Origin of the sequence: Tunturiibacter lichenicola (assembly GCF_051013355.1) — a bacterium.
Taxonomy (GTDB): domain Bacteria; phylum Acidobacteriota; class Terriglobia; order Terriglobales; family Acidobacteriaceae; genus Edaphobacter; species Edaphobacter lichenicola_F.
In genome coordinates this window covers 5,333,036-5,350,569 of the sequence record NZ_CP132944.1, presented here as the reverse complement: position 1 = coordinate 5,350,569, position 17,534 = coordinate 5,333,036, and the positions used below count along the sequence as shown (strand labels likewise).

18 protein-coding genes are annotated in these 17,534 nt (G+C 54.5%); 12 read left to right on the top strand and 6 right to left on the bottom strand.

Features of this window, described 5'->3' with window-relative positions:
• Positions 1-71: 71 nt before the first annotated feature.
• From RBB82_RS22360 to RBB82_RS22315, 10 genes are all read left to right on the top strand, one after another.
• Entirely contained in the window at positions 72-383 is a 312-nt protein-coding gene (locus RBB82_RS22360) for a flagellar biosynthetic protein FliO (RefSeq protein WP_433972936.1), read from the top strand.
• 287 nt (positions 384-670) lie between these two features.
• Entirely contained in the window at positions 671-1,285 is a 615-nt protein-coding gene (fliP, locus tag RBB82_RS22355; protein WP_433972935.1) for a flagellar type III secretion system pore protein FliP, read from the top strand.
• A gap of 30 nt (positions 1,286-1,315) precedes the next feature.
• The gene (locus RBB82_RS22350; RefSeq protein WP_433972934.1) at positions 1,316-1,585 is read left to right on the top strand and encodes a flagellar biosynthetic protein FliQ; all 270 of its coding nucleotides are present in this window, start codon (positions 1,316-1,318) and stop codon (positions 1,583-1,585) included.
• Positions 1,586-1,592: 7 nt separating this feature from the next.
• Complete coding sequence (locus tag RBB82_RS22345) at positions 1,593-2,375, top strand: flagellar biosynthetic protein FliR (protein ID WP_433972933.1); 783 nt, start codon at positions 1,593-1,595, stop codon at positions 2,373-2,375.
• Between the two features lie 87 nt (positions 2,376-2,462).
• Complete coding sequence (locus RBB82_RS22340) at positions 2,463-3,653, top strand: EscU/YscU/HrcU family type III secretion system export apparatus switch protein (RefSeq protein WP_433972932.1); 1,191 nt, start codon at positions 2,463-2,465, stop codon at positions 3,651-3,653.
• Positions 3,654-3,688: 35 nt separating this feature from the next.
• Entirely contained in the window at positions 3,689-5,770 is a 2,082-nt protein-coding gene (flhA, locus tag RBB82_RS22335; protein ID WP_433975441.1) for a flagellar biosynthesis protein FlhA, read from the top strand.
• Between the two features lie 52 nt (positions 5,771-5,822).
• Positions 5,823-6,758, top strand: a complete 936-nt coding sequence (locus RBB82_RS22330) for a sigma-70 family RNA polymerase sigma factor (protein WP_433972931.1) — start codon at positions 5,823-5,825, stop codon at positions 6,756-6,758.
• Positions 6,759-6,810: 52 nt separating this feature from the next.
• Positions 6,811-7,821: a flagellar motor switch protein FliM gene (locus RBB82_RS22325; protein WP_433972930.1), complete on the top strand. Its 1,011-nt coding sequence runs from the start codon at positions 6,811-6,813 to the stop codon at positions 7,819-7,821.
• Positions 7,822-7,848: 27 nt separating this feature from the next.
• Positions 7,849-8,145, top strand: coding sequence for a flagellar motor switch protein FliN (gene fliN, locus RBB82_RS22320; protein ID WP_433972929.1), 297 nt, complete (start codon positions 7,849-7,851; stop codon positions 8,143-8,145).
• On the top strand, positions 8,133-9,134 hold the full coding sequence (locus RBB82_RS22315; protein WP_433972928.1) for a hypothetical protein: 1,002 nt from the start codon (positions 8,133-8,135) through the stop codon (positions 9,132-9,134). The genes fliN and RBB82_RS22315 overlap by 13 nt, the downstream gene beginning before the upstream one ends.
• An 86-nt stretch (positions 9,135-9,220) precedes the next feature.
• Here the strand turns inward: RBB82_RS22315 and RBB82_RS22310 are convergent, their stop codons facing one another.
• From RBB82_RS22310 to RBB82_RS22285, 6 genes are all read right to left on the bottom strand, one after another.
• Entirely contained in the window at positions 9,221-9,604 is a 384-nt protein-coding gene (locus RBB82_RS22310) for a peptidoglycan-binding domain-containing protein (RefSeq protein WP_433972927.1), read from the bottom strand.
• Between the two features lie 242 nt (positions 9,605-9,846).
• A complete protein-coding gene (locus tag RBB82_RS22305) occupies positions 9,847-11,511 on the bottom strand; it encodes a trypsin-like peptidase domain-containing protein (protein WP_433972926.1) in 1,665 nt (554 codons plus the stop codon).
• A gap of 163 nt (positions 11,512-11,674) precedes the next feature.
• A complete protein-coding gene (locus RBB82_RS22300; RefSeq protein WP_433972925.1) occupies positions 11,675-12,601 on the bottom strand; it encodes a DMT family transporter in 927 nt (308 codons plus the stop codon).
• A complete protein-coding gene (locus RBB82_RS22295) occupies positions 12,602-14,389 on the bottom strand; it encodes an amidohydrolase (protein ID WP_433972924.1) in 1,788 nt (595 codons plus the stop codon).
• A gap of 570 nt (positions 14,390-14,959) precedes the next feature.
• Positions 14,960-15,403, bottom strand: coding sequence for a VOC family protein (locus RBB82_RS22290; protein WP_433972923.1), 444 nt, complete (start codon positions 15,401-15,403; stop codon positions 14,960-14,962).
• A gap of 77 nt (positions 15,404-15,480) precedes the next feature.
• Positions 15,481-15,924: a helix-turn-helix domain-containing protein gene (locus RBB82_RS22285; RefSeq protein ID WP_433972922.1), complete on the bottom strand. Its 444-nt coding sequence runs from the start codon at positions 15,922-15,924 to the stop codon at positions 15,481-15,483.
• A gap of 212 nt (positions 15,925-16,136) precedes the next feature.
• Between RBB82_RS22285 and RBB82_RS22280 the strand changes: the two genes are divergently transcribed.
• Positions 16,137-16,505, top strand: coding sequence for a hypothetical protein (locus tag RBB82_RS22280; RefSeq protein ID WP_433972921.1), 369 nt, complete (start codon positions 16,137-16,139; stop codon positions 16,503-16,505).
• A 425-nt stretch (positions 16,506-16,930) separates the two neighbouring features.
• Positions 16,931-17,530: a hypothetical protein gene (locus RBB82_RS22275; protein WP_433972920.1), complete on the top strand. Its 600-nt coding sequence runs from the start codon at positions 16,931-16,933 to the stop codon at positions 17,528-17,530.
• The last annotated feature ends 4 nt before the right edge of the window (positions 17,531-17,534 follow it).

The following is a 17,534-nucleotide window of genomic DNA, read 5'->3' as shown; positions in this document are numbered from 1 at the left end:
AAATCGGAGGCTTGAGCTGGCCACCATTACGAGAGTTTCATCCGGTAAATAAAGATTGTGAGGAGTGCTGCATGCGGCATTTGCAGGGTTCGGCAGGTTTAAACGAAACGGTATTGACCGCATCGTCCGGAGTGCATGGGTTGGCGGATTGGATTCTGAAGTTGCTCAGCGCCTGGCGAGGTCAACGCGAGACAACACAGAGGCAGTTGCGATTGGTTGAATTGCTGCCGCTTGGTGGGAAGAGGCAACTAATGTTGGTGACTTGTGCTGGGGAGAGTTTTCTAGTTGGAGGAGGGGTGGACAGCATAGAGACTATTGTGCGCTTGACGACCGAGATGTCGCTGGACACACGGGCAACCGGTCTGGATGCGCCGTGCAGATAAGGCTTCGATTGGCATGGCTCGTGTGGGTCTTGGGTGCACTGGTGATGCATCCGACCGTGGCTCATGCCCAGACGATGAGTACGACCATGGAGGCAGTGGTGATCGCGCCTGAATCGTTCTGGGTAAAACGATCAGCAAGAAACTCTGCTACAGGAGATGAGTCAACTATGACAGGCGGAGGCAGATCTGGAGCAAAATCGCATTTGGGGGCAACCGTGGCTCCTTTGGGTAACGCTGCGGGAGCGAAAAACAGTTCGATCGCGTCCGAATTATTGGGAACAAAGAGTGTGCCTTGGGCGATTGTATTCGGCCTTACGTTCCTGACTTTGCTGCCCGCGCTCTTGTTGTCAATGACTCCGATGGTGCGGTTGCTGGTGGTGTTTCACTTTCTGCGACAGGCGCTGGGAACGCAGACTGCACCGTCGAATCAGATTTTGATGGGCCTGGCGCTGATGATGACCTGGTTTTTGATGCAACCGGTGCTCTTAGACGTGGAGCGAACAGCACTTACTCCTTATAGCGCCGGAACGATTACTGGAGAACAGGCTCTGGACCTTGGCGTCGAACCGGTGAAGCGATACATGCTGCACTATGCCCGTGAGAAAGATCTCGCAATTTTTGCGTCGGCCGGAATGGCTGCGCGGCCAAACAAGAGGGAAGATTTACCAATTCAAGTTGTGGTGCCCGCGTACATACTGAGCGAGTTGAAGGCTGGGTTTCAGATCGGTGCGATCTTGTTTCTCCCGTTTCTCCTGGTCGATCTGGTAGTAGCGAGTATTACGACATCGATTGGCATGATGCAACTACCGCCGGTGGTGATTTCGACACCTCTCAAGATTCTGCTCTTCGTAATGGTCGATGGGTGGAGTCTGTTGGCAGACCAGTTGATCAAAAGTTTTTAGGATAGGGATTTTCAGAAAATTGGAGTGGTGATGGGACCAGACCAGACAGTGGAGATTATGCGGAAGTTGTTGATGGAGGCGATGCTTCTCAGTTCGCCGCTGCTTGTGACTGCATGTTTGGTGAGCCTCGTGGTCAGCCTGATTCAAACTTTGACTAGTGTTCAGGAGCAGACGCTGACGGCAGTGCCACGGTTGGTCGTGGTGTTCGTTGTTACCGTTGCAGTGCTGCCCTGGATGGTGCATCGGCTTGTCGGCTTCACGGTACATATGTTTACTCACCTTCACAAGTACCTGGGATAGGGGCAGTATGGATCACGAAGTGACTGGGTTGATTACGGAATGGCCGCAATACCTCACTGCAGCAATCTTGGTGATGGTCCGGCTGAGCGGACTTTTGGTATTCGCTCCAGTGTTCTCGTCGTCGGCGATAGCCCCAAGGATCAAGGCTGGCTTCGTATTCGCGATGACAGTCTTACTTGCTCCCGCGGTGGCAACGGTTCCGGGGGCACGGGCAGTTCTCGATGGGAGGGCGCTACTCGGGGAGCTTGGAGTCGGGTTACTGTTCGGGCTATCCCTGATGTTGTTGAATGAGGCACTGACATTTGCAGGGACACTCTTTGGGCTCCAGTTCAGCTTTTCGCTCGTGAATCTGCTGGACCCAAACTCGATGATCGAGACGGCAGTCCTAGGACAGATGCTGAGTTGGTTGGGTGTACTTGTGATCATTGGATCAGGGCTGGACAGGAGCCTGCTGGCTGCATTGATACGAAGCTTTTCTTCAGTTCCGATAGGACAAGCGGTAATTCAGGCGAAGACCGGTGTGGCGATGGCGATGATGGCGAGTGGAATTTTTCTGGCCGGGATACAGCTTGCTGCTCCGGTGATGGCTGCTGCGCTGGCGGTAGAGGTGACGATTGCCTTGGTGGCACGTTTGTCTCCACAGCTGCCCTCGATTGTGGTGAGTATCCCCCTCAAGACGATGGCGTCGTATGTAGTGTTGATTGCGAGTTTGGCGGTATGGCCAGGCTGGATTGAACGACATTTCACGGCGCTGTTGGACGCCGCCGCAAAACTGCTGGTGCGGGCATGACAGTTACTGCGTTTGCATGGCGAGTATGTAGAAATTTGCAAATCACCTTCTTATTACTGGCTGCAGTATTTATGACAGGTGAGATCTATGGCCGATAAGGGAACGGAGCAGGCTACTCCACTGCGCAAGAAGAAGGCGAAGGAGAAGGGTGACAGCGTTCGCAGTCGTGAGCTGTTGTCTGCAATGGCGATGATGGGTGGAGTCATGACGATCGGAGCTATCTCGAATGGATTTGTGTCCAGTTGGGGCAAGGTGTATGTCGAGAGTCTGCGTTCGGCCTCGACAGGAGTTAGCGGCGTGAACGGACAAAATGGTGAACAACTTTTTATTGGAGCAGTGCGACAAATTCTTTTACCTGCGCTGCTCCCAGTTGGTTTGGTGATGGCGGCAGCCTTTGCTGGTGCGCTGCTCTCGGGAGTCGCACAGAGCGGTGGGCTGCAAATTCATCCTAGTGCACTGGAGCTAAAGTTTTCGAAGTTGAATCCGGTCACAAATTTTAGCAACTTATTTAGCTTGCGGTCGGCGACTCGCCTAGTGAAGTCTCTTGTGCCAGCGGCGGTAATGGTTGTGTTGGGATGGGGAGCACTGAAGACGCTGATAATCCCGATGCCAGTGATGAGTCTGATGAGACTACCGGCGACTTTCTCGGCTGCGTATGGGCTGGCACTTGATGCAGCCTGGGTGACGTTGGTCTGGTCAGGTTTGGATTACGCAATCGAGTGGAGGAGCTGGAATCAGCGGTTGAAGATGAGTAAGCAGGAGTTGCGCGAAGAGATGCGGGACGCGATGGGTAATCCTCAGATCAAGGCGAAGATCCGGCAGATTCAACGAGCGATGCGCAAACGCAAGGTGAAGGCAGATATGTCTCGCGCCAGCGTGGTAATTACGAATCCTACACACTATGCAGTGGCGCTGGAGTTCAGCTTCGAGACGATGTCAGCGCCAACAGTGTTGGCCAAGGGCCGCGATCTGCTAGCCGCAGAGATTCGCGAAGAGGCGAGGTGGGCTGGTGTTCCGATCATTGAAAACCCGCCCCTGGCGCGGAGTTTGTACAAGATGGTAGAGCCTGGTCAATCGATTCCGTTTGAGCTCTATGCGGTTGTTGCCGGAATTCTTGCCTACCTCTATCGACAGAAAGTCGAGGAGCGTGTGCGTCGTGACCGTCATGCACAAGAGAAGGAACAACGAACCCAGCAAAGCGCGGAAGGGTTCAATCGAAGCGGCAATCTAGAAACAATCGGAATGATTGAGATGCGTCATTTTGGAGGTGGGATGTGAGTGAGATAGCTGCGAAGAAAGAGACCAGTTTTCAGATGGCGAAGCTGCAAACGTTGATGCTGCCCGTGGCCGCGATCAGTATGGTCTTCGTAATGATCATTCCGGTACCAAGCGTGGTGTTGGATATCCTGCTGGCAGCCTCGATTACGGCTTCGGTGATTGTGTTCTTGACGGCCGTGCAGGTGAGACGCGCGGTAGATTTCTCCGTGTTTCCTACGTTGCTGTTGTTACTAACGTTGTTTCGTTTGTCATTGAACCTAGCTTCGAGTCGTAGAATTCTGCTGCATGGGCAAGAAGGCACGCACGCTGCTGGAGCAGTAATCGAGGCGTTCGGGCAGTTTGTGGTCGGTGGAAACTATGTGGTGGGACTTGTACTGTTTCTTGCTTTGATTGCGATCCAATTTCTGGTGGTGAGTCACGGTGCGGTGCGTACAGCTGAGGTAACGGCGCGGTTTACGCTCGATGCGCTGCCGGGTAAGCAAATGGCGATCGATGCGGACATGAACGCCGGGCTGATAGATGAGCAGGGAGCGAGGAAGCGGCGGCAAGCGATCGCGCGCGAGGCTGAATTCTATGGCGCAATGGATGGTGCGGCAAAATTCAATCAACGGGATTCACTGGCGACAATTTTAATTACTGCAATCAATATAGTGGCTGGATTGCTGATTGGAGTTCTGCAGCACGGTACAGATTTAAGTACCGCAGTTAAGACCTATACGATTTTGACCGTAGGTGATGGTTTAGTCACGATGATTCCCAGCCTGTTGGTGTCGATTGCCGGAGGTATGGTATTGACTCGGGCATCGTCGGCGGGGTCGCTTGACGAAGAACTTGGCACACAACTGCTGAAAAGCCGCAATACTCTTTGGATTGCGTGCGGCGTCTTACTCGGACTGGCTTTGGTTCCAGGATTACCGAAGCTGTCGTTTGTGCTGCTCGCGGCAGGGGTTGGATTGATCGCTCGCCGACTGCCAGCTTCGAAGGACGCCGCGTTGGTTCTGGCAGAAGAAGTGGGAGCTTCTGTAAAGGGTGATAAGGCTAAGGCCTCCGATTCTGCAAAGGGTGAAAATCTCGCTTCGCTACTGAAGATGGACGAGCTAACTCTGGAGATAGGATTCCAGCTGATTCCACTTGTGGATGAGAAACAAGGTGGGCAGATGCTCAACCGAGTTCGTGCGCTGAGGCGGCATCTTGCGACCGAGTTAGGCTTCATTGTCCCCCCGGTTCATATTACGGACAACCTGCGGTTGAAGCCTCGAGAGTACGTTGTCAGCCTTCGCAGCGTTGAAATTGCTCGCTGGCAAACCGAACAAAACTCGTTATTGGCTGTAAATCCGGATCCGAAAGCGCGAGTTCTCCCCGGTGTCGAGACGAAGGAACCTGCATTTGGGGTACAGGCGCGGTGGATCCAACCAGGATTAGAGGAACAGGCATTGGCGGCGGGCTACTCAGTTGTGGATCAGACGACGGTGATTGGGACACATCTTGGCGAACTAATTCGTAGGCACGCACATGAGTTGCTGGGACGTCAGGAGGTGAAGCGTCTACTGGATAACCTGAACGACAGCTATCCAAAGCTAGTTGAGGAGTTGGTGCCGAAGCTAATGACTCTCGGTGAGGTGCAACGGGTGTTGCAACAGCTTTTAAGAGAGCAAGTCTCGATTCGAGACCTTGGAGCGATTCTCGAAATCCTTGTGGAAGCAGCGCAACAGTCGAAGAACGTGGTGCACCTTGTGGAGAGCGTTCGACAGTCGCTGGGAAGAGGGTTGGTGCATCCGTTACTAGACGGTGACGGGGGGCTGAAGGTGCTGGTGCTGGAGCCGGGGCTTGAAAAAGAGCTGCTGCAGACCTTTGATCCTCAAAGCTCCGGTCTATTACTAGGCGATGGAGTGCGGTCAGCCGGGATGCGTTCTGATTTCTTGAAGCGGTTAGTGGAATCTGTGAAACGCCTAACCGGAGGCGTCTCTACCTCGGCACTCCCCGTGCTTCTATGTCCGAGTCCAGCTCGTTATCACGTACGACGTTGGCTGGAACCATTTCTGCCGAAGGTGACTGTGCTGGCACCAGGAGAGATTCCTCCAGAGATTCGGGTACGCAGCGTTGGCACAGTCGGATGAAGTCAGTGTCAAGCAGCAGCAAGACGACAGGGTTAGATGAACGGAGGAAGTAATGAGCACAGGAAGTTCGATTCCAATACAGGTAGTGCAAAAGCTCTCAAAGAGCAGCATCTTCGCTGAAGGAAGGTCATTGCAGGAGACAGGGTTGGGCGGAGTGAAGGAACTGATAAACGAGGCAATATTTACGCCATTCGCTGGAGATGGGCTGACAGGATCAGAAAATCAAAGTGCAACCGATAGGGACCTGCTGCTTATGGAGCACCTGCCGACGGTCCGTTACCTTGCGCGGCGGATCCATGAGCGCCTGCCGCAGCACGTGGATCTGGACGATTTGGTTTCGGCTGGTGTGGTTGGGCTAATCGATGCCTTCTCTAAATTTGATCATAAGAAAAAGGTACAGTTCAAAAGTTACGCGCAGTTCAGAATTCGTGGGGCAATTCTTGACTCGCTGCGAACGCTGGATTGGAGCCCGAGAGAGCTGCGACGGAAGGGGAGGGCAGTTGAGGAGGCGATCCGAGCAGTGACGCAACGGGTCGGGCGTGCACCGTCGGAGCAAGAGATTGCGAAGGAACTTGAGCTGCCCCTGACAGAATATCAATTGCTGCTGGGGGATTTGAAGGGACTTGAGATCGGAAGTCTGCACATGGAACGCTCAGAGGACTCGGGGGATGAGGAACTGGCCTATATCCCAGGCGCACCTGATGAGGATCCGTTGTTTCGTTGCCTGAAGGGCGAAATGAAACAACGATTGGCGGATGCGATCGACGAACTCCCAGAGAAAGAGCGAATGGTGCTGACATTGTATTACTACGAGGAGTTGACCATGAAGGAGATCGGCCTGACCTTGGGTGTTGTGGAATCGAGGGTTTCGCAGATTCATTCTTCAGCTGTCCTACGGCTTAGAGTGGCGCTCGCCGGCCTAAGGAGCGGAAATTCCGGTGATGCGTTGAAGACATCAGGTTCTAAACGTAAGGGCGTGGTCAGATAGAAGTTTTTTAGTTGGATATTTTTGCGGGAGATCTTTAGCAAGAAAGGGATGTATGGGAAAGCAGCTTGGGCAGGGAGATATTGACGCATTGTTTGCGGCGGCTGGGGCTAGTGCTACAGTGCAGCCGCCGGATCTGGCAAGCGAGGCGTTGCTGGAACGATACGACTTTAGCCGCGCAGGCCAGATTAGCAACGATCAGATGCGGGCAATCAGCTCGGTGAATGATCTGTTCGCGCGCAACATGATGCACACATTGGGTGCGTGGCTACGAACACCATTCAAGATGAAGCTGGTGGCGGGCGAACAACTACCGTTTAGCGAGTTCCTCGAACGGTTGTCTTCGCCGACTTATATATGTTCGATTCGACTCGAACCGTTGGGTGCGGTGGGACTGCTTGAACTCGAGCTTGCCCTGGCATCGCCCGTTGTGGACGTTTTGCTGGGAGGTGCGGGGCGGCCATGGCCAGCGAGGGAGTTGACCGATATCGAAGATGCAATCCTGACCTCTGTCGTACAAATGATGGTTCAGGAGTTGAACTTGGCTTGGCAATCGGTGGGATTAGAGTTTGTCTTTGAGAAACGGGAGTCTGATGCAGCAGTGGCACGAATGTTGACTGCCGGTGAAAAGACGTTGTGCGTAAGCTTTGAAGCGAGAATGCCGGAGGCGCAGGGAGCGATGAACATCTGTCTTCCGGCAGTTGTGCTGAACGCGATATTGCGTCGGCTGATCTCTGAAGGGGATCGACCCAAGCGGCGCTCGAAGGAAGCGCAGGTGCGAATGCGTGAGTTGATGGGTGAGGCGAAGCTCGGCGCAGTGCTGCAGTTTCCCACTCTACGACTGCGGGCGAGTGAATTAGCGGCCCTAGTACCGGGATCGGTATTGCGTCTCCCGCTTGCGAAGCATTCGGCATCGGAGTTGCGGGTCGGTGGGTTGCGATTTGGGCAAGCGTATCCGGTGCGAGTGGGGGAGCACCGAGGCGCACAACTTGAGAGCAGTAATGACGTCTACCGGCGCGGTGCTTTATCTGCAGGTAATGCAGTCGATCAGAAGAGCGTTAATTAAGAAAGAGCGGAGTAAATGGAGAAGGTTATGAATTTGAACGAGACCACCGAGATGAACCCAGGAATCGGGTTGCTGTACGACATTGAGCTGGACGCGACGCTGCAGTTTGGTTCGCGGGATATGCCGTTGCGCGAGGTGCTTGAGCTTGGACCAGGCGATGTAGTCGAACTGGACCGTCACGTATCTGAACCGGTCGATCTGATTGTTGGAGACAGAATTGTGGCACGAGGTGAGGTTGTAGTGGTCAACGGTAACTTTGCGTTGCGCATCACCGAGGTGGCAACGCCGCAACTGAGATTGGAGAGCATACGATGCCTTTTCTAACTAAAAAGACTTCAGATATGAGCGTCACTTCGCGTATGGCTATCTCACTGAGGGCAGCAAACGGGATTGTCTGGCAGGAGGACGAATACAGCCCGTCGAATCAAGTTGCAAGTTTGGGTGGATTGGGGCTTTCGTCATCGCTGGAACAGATGCAGCAGCGAAGACTTTGTGGGAACGCAGAGTGTTCAAGTGGTTGGACTAAGCCTTGGAGAAGCCGACGAAGGCCGATCTTCGAAGGGCAGTGGGGATGTAGTGGCCGTTGTGTGCTGAACATGGTGCGGGCGGCGGTGCGTCGCGAATTAGGCGATGCCGGCGAGTCTGCGATATCGTCTCCGCATCGGCATAGGATCCCATTGGGCTTGATGATGTTAGCGCAAGGCTGGATTACGCAGGCGCAACTTCAAAAAACGCTTAAGGCCCAACGAGAGAACGGAAGCGGTCGCATTGGAGAGTGGCTAAAAAGCGAATGTGGTCTGGAGCCTGAGCAGATCATGAGGGGAGTAAGCATGCAATGGGGATGCCCGGTGCTTACGACTGAAGGTTTTTCGCCAGAGTCAATGGCGTTGGTTGTGCCGAAGATATTCGTCCAAAAACTTGGAATGCTGCCTCTTCGCACGGCTGGATCTCGAATTTTGTATCTCGGATTTTCGGAGCGACTCGATGCTTCCGCGGCGTTTGCAACGGAGCAGATGTCGGGATTGAAAGTAGAAAGTGTAGTCGTCGATGCGGCTCAGTTCGAGACTGCTCGTGGCAAACTACTCGCATGTGATGGGGTAGACATCAAGCTTGAGACCGTCGACGATAAGGACGCAATGGCGGCGAAGATCACTGCGGTCTTAGAGCAAAAGCGGCCAATTAGGTCTAAGCTAGTTAGATTGCATGAGGACTATTGGCTCCGAATGTGGCTAGAAAGTGGAGCCGTTGGGAGAACCGATAGCTTGCCTGGAACAAGGGAAGATGTAATGGACCATGTCTTTTCCATCAGGTAGATATCCTAGCGGAAGTTGCAAGCTGCGGGACACAAAACGAGGGCCAACTGGCCTTCGTTTTATTTTTACACCGAACCCTTCCCAGTCTATCGCTGCATGAAACTCGAATTAGAGGATGTTTCGGGAGAGGCCATAGTTGAAGAAGCTGAACTCGTGCTGGAGGTGTGCGCCGGCCCAAGACCAAGCTTGATAATCGCACGGGAGTCGGGGATCAGTTTAGTCTGCCAGCCGTTGTCTTCTTGAAATTTTTGCATGGCTGATTCGGTCTGGGAGTCCCAGTGGCCAGAGGCTGCTCCTGAGAGATAGCCGGACTTGATGAGCGAGGCCTGAATCTGCGTGGCGCGAGTGTCATCGATCGCGTGCTGGCCCGTTGTTTTTGAACCTGATTTGGAATGTTTGGTATACAGCTTTGGCGAGGTCGGACCACGATGGGCATGAGTCAATGCGAGACACGGCACGGACGTTGCCACGATAAGAACCGAGATTGAAAGTGCGTTATAAAACCGCATAGACAGAAGTTACCTAGAACTGAGTATGAAGACTACTGTTGTTGCAGCATCGACAATATGGTTAGAGTATCGCGTGATTCCCGATTGTGGCAACTGAAACGTCGCTTATTCGAGATACGTCTTTTGGGGTGGATTGTTTGATCGGATGTGCCACAGCTTTTCGGGGAAGAGACAGTATAGCCATCTCTTCCCCGAGAACTGCTCTATGGAAGCGTTCCTCCTACGTAGGAGTTAAGATTTTTCTGATTGGGAGACTGAATCACAAAAACAACGTCGTCTTTGGATTTGAGGGTTGAGACTATGGCACGGTAACTTGCTTCTTCGGTCACCGGACGGCGATTGATCGCAGTAATGATCTGCCCCTTGCCGAGTCCGATCTCATCTGCAAAAGAGCCAGGCCTAACGTTGGTGACAACGACACCGCCCTTGATCCCGACCTTTGCTGCCATGGAGGGCGGAATCGCGGCGACGGTAATGCCCAGCTTGCCTTCTCCGGCGTCTGTCTCCTGCGGGGTGGAGGTATCATCCGGTTGGCCCGTGATGTCAGCGTAGGTCTTAGCGCGATCTCCGATGACGACATTAGCAGTGTTCTGCTTGCCTTCGCGCAGATAACCGAGTTTCACAGTCGACCCAACGTGGCGAGCGGAGATATCGTTCACCAGATCGTCGCCATCTTTAATATTGCGGCCATCAATGGAAACGATGACGTCACCGGCCTGAATTCCGGCCTTGGCTGCGCCACCATTTGGAGTGACTACGCCGACAATCACGCCGTTGGAGAACCCATACACGCGATTGACCGCAGAAGACTGCGCAACTTGGAACTGAATGCCGATTGACCCACGAACAACCTTATGTTCGGGCCCAATGAGCATGTTGTAAACATTCGCGATGATGTTGGCAGGCATTGCGAAACCGACACCTTGTGACCCCATGGATTGGGTGTAGATCGCAGTGTTCATCCCTACGACTTGTCCACCCATGTCGACCAACGGACCGCCTGAGTTACCAGGATTGATAGCAGCATCAGTCTGGATGAAACGCTGAAATTGGGTTTGGGAGACGCCATTTGGACTCGGTTCGTCAATACTGCGATTTTTCGCAGAGATGATGCCGGCGGTAACCGTCTTAGAGAGCGCAAAAGGGCTGCCAATGGCCAACACCCAGTCACCAACCTGCGCGCCGTCAGAGTTGCCCAGCTTGACTGTAGGTAGAGGCTCCTTACTCTCGATCTTGATCACCGCAATATCGGTATCTTTATCAAAGCCTATCACCGTAGCCGGACGGCCTTCGTCCCCGGGACCGCCATCGGGATCGGTAGAGAGTTTTACGTAGATCTTGTCGGCCTTGTCAACGACATGGTTGTTGGTGATGATGTAACCGCGAGGATCAACGATGAAACCCGACCCAAGAGCGCGGCGTTCTCCCGCAGCGCCGCTGTCGCCATCATCGCCACCCTGGCCGCCGAAGAAGCGGTTGAAGAAATCTTGCATATCCCCGGGGGATTGCTGGCTGTCATCGTCGCCACCTGGATCGTTCGGCTGTGGAGTCCTCTGGGTGCCACGTCTGCCACGCTTGTTTGTAGAGGGTTTAGGCAGCTCTTCGGTGTTGATATTGACGACGGCAGGGCCGACTTGTTTGACTATCTGGGAGAATCCGTTAGAAAGAGAGACGGGTGATGGAATGACAAGAGGCTTTGCGTCGGAAGAATCGATGCCTGATTGCTCTTTGCCACTAACGCTCCGGGTGAGAACAGAGCCGGCCAAGATGCCGACCGAAAGTGTCGCGAGGAGTGAGAAGGTCGTCGCAAGGCGGTGGCTGCGAATGCGCTCAAACAAAGTAGGAGAAGTGTTCGTCGGTGTATCCATTAGTAGGTCTTGACCTCATTGTGGTGCGCTTCTGTAAGCCGGACTGGGTTCGCGGCATGAATCTTAAGTATAGTCGCTGTCTTATGCTGTCACTTCGTTCGAGGATAGAGGAAGCATCACAGCTGATTTAGACGCAAAATCGGGGCAAAAGTCTTCATCTAGCTCAGATTGGGTAAGTTGAAACAGACCGCCCAGAGGGAATGAGCTCAGTAAAGCCGATTCCGATAAGAATCAGGGCAGCGCCAGAAAGAGAGCGACGGCCAAGACGTTCATGTAGGACTAAGAAGGATGTAAGGCAGGCGAAGACCGGTTCGAGGGTCAGCAAAATCGCAGTGTGAGTGGGAGGAAGATGTTGTTGAGCCCAGCTTTGTATAGTAAACGCCGCTGCAGTGGCTAGCAAACTAGTGACCACAAGGGCCACGAGAAGACGCGGAGTGTAGACCACATATGGTCTTCCGCCAATCGGTAAAGTAGTTGCCATGATAAGTGCGGCCACGCCGATCTGAAGAGTCGCGAGTTGACCGGCGGGGACCTTGGTAGACGTGTGAGCCAGGGATAGGAGGTGAGCGGCGAAGGCGACCGCACATCCCAGTGTAAGGATATCTCCTGTGCCTACACTTACGAAGAGAGTTTGCCAGGACGTTCCGGTTGGCGTGGTGAGGAAGAATAGACCCACGAAGGCGAGGATAGCTCCAATGGCGGTCGTCCAGCGAGGAGCGGGGGTATTAGGTGAACGAAGAGCAGGAACGGCGGTGAAGAGAGGTACGAGGACGACTACTAGTCCGGTGATGAAGGCAGATTTTGCCGCAGTAGTGCGAGCCAATCCCGCTGTCTGGAATTGATAGCCAACTGCGAGAAAGATTCCAACAAGGAGACCGGACCGCAACGCGTAATGGTCGATGTGTCGGAGTTGACGATGGTTCACAACTGCCAGGGCGATGAATGCAAGAGACATTCGGAGAAGGTTGAAAAGAAGGGGAGAAACATCGCGAAGGGCGTCTTTTACCAAGACGAATGTCGCACCCCAGACGACTACCACCGCCAGAAGCAGAAGGTGAGCCGAGGTCGTGGGGCTGAGTCGACGAGGCAACTAGTTGCTCGCTCCGACCGCTGGCTTGGCGGCTTGATTGGAATATACGACGTAGACCGTTTCCCCTTGGACAACAGTACGAAGGACTTTTGTGTGCAGGAGTTGTTGAGGTGATGCAGTGGTTATGTCACGGTCGAGGACGATGATGTCGGCGAGGTAACGCGGTTCGAGTCGGCCTTTTTCGTGTTCGCGGAACTCCGCAAAGGCGGGGGCTTGGGTATAGGCGTAGATGGCTTCGTTGAGGGAGATCTTCTCCTGTGGTTGGAAGGTCATGGTCCCGGCTTCGTTCTGGCGGGTAGTGGCGGAGTAGAGGCCGCGGAAGGGATCGATGGACTCCACTGGGTAGTCAGTGCCGAAGGCGAGGGTGACGTGATGGTCGAGGAAGGAGCGCCAGGCGTAGGCGTACTTAGAGCGTTCGGGGCCGAGGCGGTCGGTGGCCCACTTCATGTCGGTGAGTAGGTGGGATGGCTGCATGGAAGCGATGACGCCTTCGCTGGCGAAGCGGTCGAAGTCCTGGGGGAGCAGGACCTGGGCGTGTTCGACGCGGAAGCGGAGACTGGCGGGAGTTGGGGCGCCGGGCTGTGGGTTAGTGACGATGTCGGCGTTGGGGCCTTGGTCGGGTGGTTTGGGTGCGGGATTCGCTACCTGATCGGCTGCGCCGAAGGCGTTGAGCGCCATGTCGTTGGCGCGGTCGCCGATGGCGTGGAAGCCAAGCTGGAAGCCTGCGGCGGCGCGCTCAGAGGCAAGTTGGGTGAGCTTGGATTGGTCGTAACGGGGTAGGCCGGAGTTGTTCGGGTCGTCGGAGTAGGGTTCGTCGAGGGCCGCGGTCCGGGAGCCTAGAGAGCCGTCCATGAAGCCCTTGAGCATTGTGAGGTGGAGGAGCGGATCATCTGCGGGGTGGCTGGCGCGGCGTTGTTCGAGGATCGGAAGAGGTAGGTCGAAGGCTAGCCATTCGGCTACTCGGAGGTGAAGTTTGCCAGAGTGTTCTAGCTCTTCAAGGGCGAGGAAGTCTTCCCAGTCGGAGTTGTCCTGGACGCTGGTGACACCGTGGGCGAGGGCGTCATTGATGGCTATTTCGAGGGCTTTGCGGCGTTCTTCGAGGCTGGGAGGCGGGATTTTGTTGAAGACCAGGGCGGTGGCGGCGGATTCGCGAAGGATGCCGGCGGGGGTGCCGGAGGCGTCGTGGTCGATTTTGGCGCCGGCGGGGTCAGGGGTGTTGGCGGTGATGTTGGCTGCGGCGAGGGCGGCGGAGTTTGCGAGGGATATGTGGCCGTCGACCCGGCTGAGGATGCAGGGATGGCCGGCGGTGATGGGGTCGATGTCGGCGCGGGTGGGGAGTTTGGCGCCGGGCCAGAGGGTGTGGTCCCAGCCTCCGCCGACCAGCCATGTGCCGGGTTTTGCCTTCGCTGCGTAGGTGCGGATGCGCTGCTGCATCTCGGCGAGCGACTTCACTCCGTCCAGGTTGATTGATAACTGTTGTTGGCCAGCGCTGGCGATGTGGGTGTGGGCGTCGTTGAAGCCGGGCATCGCGAAGGCGCCGTGGAGGTCAATAACCTTCGTTTTTGGACCTTTTAGCTTCAGAATCGTGCTGTCGGAGCCTGCAGCGAGGATCTTTCCTTCGGCGATCGCCAAGGCGGCGACCTTTTCTGGGGTGGGGGAGGGGTCATTGGGGCGGAGGTGGGTGCCGGTGAGGATATTGCCGTGAATATAGATGGTATCCGCGGTGGGCTGCTGCGCCTGGCCGAAGGTGGTGAGGAGGGCGATTGCGGCTAGAGTGAGGGACTTCACGAGTGGAGTGTATCAATATTTTGGATATGCCCCCTCCCCCCTCCCCCTCAGGGGTATCTTGCAGGGAAGTCTTTTCGATAGAGGGAGATAGGAGGTGGGTGTGGCTGCAAAATATTGATTACATTTGCTTTATGCATAAAATACTTAGTTTGTTTAAGTTAGCTATGATATCTCAACTAACACAAGAAGATCACGATGAAGTTTGGTCCACGTTTTCCACTAACGCGTTGACTCCTCACATTATTTTGTCCGTACTTCCATTATAGTTGCTGGGCTGTAACTGATACGCCACGCGAATATGGGCGTCTGGAGCGGGTTTTCGATGATACGGGGGTTGACAGGTCTTCCTGTCGTGCTTGGGCGCGTCATGCGATTGATTTGCGGCCGGTGGGGGTTTGAGATGGGCAAGAGCGGTCGGGCTGCGCCCGATGCCCACATCTCAGAATCGAGATATGGGGCACCCGGCGGTTGGGTGCCCCGTCTCTTTCTGCAGAGTTTCTTGACCGTCGATTTTTTTGGTGTGATCTTTTGGGTGCTGATCCTTCGATTGTTGATTCGGTTGTTGATTCGTTAGCTGTGATTTTTGGGTTGGGTCATGCTGAACCAGTTGCCGAATGGATCCTTGATGACCGCTGATACGCCGTAGAACTCGTCTTTGGGTTCCGAGACGAACTCTACGCCTTTGGCCTTCAATTCTTCGCAGGTCTTGCGGCAGTCGGCGGTTTGAAAGGCGCCGGGGCTGAGCCAGCCTTTCTTCAACAGTGCAGCCATGGCGTCGACGTCCTTCGCATCGCCACTTCCATCATTCACCTTGCCGAAGTTGCTGGCGCCACCAACCTTCAACAAGGCAATCTCCAACTCCCCTTGTCCTTTTGGTGCGACCGTCAGCCAGCGAAAGCCGTTGGGCGCCGAGTAGTCCGTTTTGACGTCAAAGCCCAGCTTGTCGACATAGAACTCTTTGGCCTGGTCCTGATCGGTTACATAAATGGTTGTGTGTGACATTTTCTGAATCATGATCTTTCCTCCTCGGGCATCATGTGCTTGAAAAAAAGCTTAGCGAACCGGAGCCAGGGGGTGCTTCTCGATTCTTGCTATTCGATGTTGGTCTTTATCGGGTGATGTTCGATTCCGCCGACGAAGCTAAAGCATGTGGGCACCATCAGGATGTGCCATGGTGCGCTGTATCCGAAGATGCGGCGAACCTCGCGCTGAAATTCGACGGGACTGCGACCGAACTGTGCGCGGAACTTGCTGGAGAACGATCCCAGACTGCCGTAGCCGATCTCGAAGCAGACGTCTGTCACGCTGCTTTCACTGGCGAGCATCTGGCGGGCACGATCCATGCGAAGGCGAGTTAAAAACTCGTGTGGAGTTTCACCAAAGGTGGCGCGAAAGAGCCGATGGAAGTGAAACTCTGAGAGGCAAGCTTCGCGTGCTGCCTGTTCCAGCAGGACGCGGGACTGGTATTCGGTGGCCAGTAGATCGCGTCCTCTGCAGAGGCGGCGGAAGGTGTCGTCATGAAGAAGTTGCGGCACGAGCAAATGATAGTACAACTCGGTTATTGATGAGTAGGCCTGAGATTGCGCTCAGGAATCAAGTGGTACGAGTAGCCCGTTTTACGTCCACTTGAACCTGAGCACATCAGGAAACACTTACCGTCGCCTCATCAAGATGTGACATATTGAGTCTTAATATTTCCTGCGATGACGTTATGTATATTAAGGAGCGCACAAACTAAGGAGCTCCATTGAAGCGCATTCTGCCCCTACTCATCTTTTCGACGACGACCCTTCTCGCACAACCCACTGTACCTGGCGCCTGGACGATCTCCGGTGATGTTCAGGGATATCCGATCAACGAGACCTGCACCTTTACGCAGACCGGCGATAAAGTCACCGGCTCCTGTGTGGACTCCGACAGCAAGAAGAGAGACACCACCGTCACCATCGACGGACAGAAGGTCGTCTTCATTCATGATGGCGAGTACGAAAGCAAGCCTCTGACCCTGACCTACACCGGGACCTGGAATGATAAGGGTGAGCTTAGTGGTGATATCGACGTAAAGCCTCTCGGCTACTCCGGTACCTTTACAGCGAAGAAGACAGACGCAAAGTGAACCAGTGTCCCGATGGCCGCGTCCCGATGGCCGCGAAGCCATCGGGATGTACCCTTTATCGCTAAGGTTACGCTGCCGCCAGTCTGCATCTGTGATGGAAGGCACATCGCCTACGATAGTCACGTTGCAGAACGGTTCGCTATCTATCATTACCGGCTATTGGAGATCCATCCATGCCGTAATGCTCGAAGAGTCGATTTGTAATTGCCATATATTGGTGCTCCGGCAGCGACCAGGCAGCCGCTCAAGCATTGGATGGGTGGACCTTCGAAAATCAGCGATTACTCTAGTAAATCTCCTAGTTCACGGCAGCACCTTCGCACCTCTATAGTCACAGGTGTCTCCAGGGATCTGATACTCGGAAGCGGAAGTTGCCGCTTGTTGAAGACGTAACTCTAAACGCGAATAAAAGAAGGAAACCAGACATGAGCAAATGGTCCAGGCTTGCAAAGATCACCTTCGTGCCAGCTCTTTGGGCTGCACTCATGATTGCGGGGACGGCGAGAGGTTTTGCGGCGTGCGAAGTCATCGACGCTACGTCCCAGGGAACGAGCACTCAGTTGGGCAGGACGATCAGCATCAAGGTGACCATCTGTGCGTACTCTACACCGGAAGACAGGCAAGTTTTGAAAGCAGCCTTTTTAAAGGGCCAGTCACAGGGACTAGCAGACGCGCTCGAAAAGATGAAGTCGGTCGGTCGCATCTCACTACCGGGGACGGTTGGTTATGAGCTTGCGTACATTGACTCGGTTCCCACGGACACTGGCCGGATTATTCGCTTCGTCACGAACCGCAGAATCGCCTTCGGCGAAGCCTACAACAATTCACAATCTATGGCCTATAGCCTGACCGCGGGCAGGATCATTCTGAACGATAAAGACAAGAACAAGAGCGGTGGCGATCTGTTTCCGGCTGCCCAGCTCATCGTTAATAAGAAGGGCGAACTGCAGTGGGACCTCCGCCGCAATCCCTGGAAGTTGGTAAACATTATTGACTGGCAGAACGGTGAAAAGGGCGACAAGTAGCTGG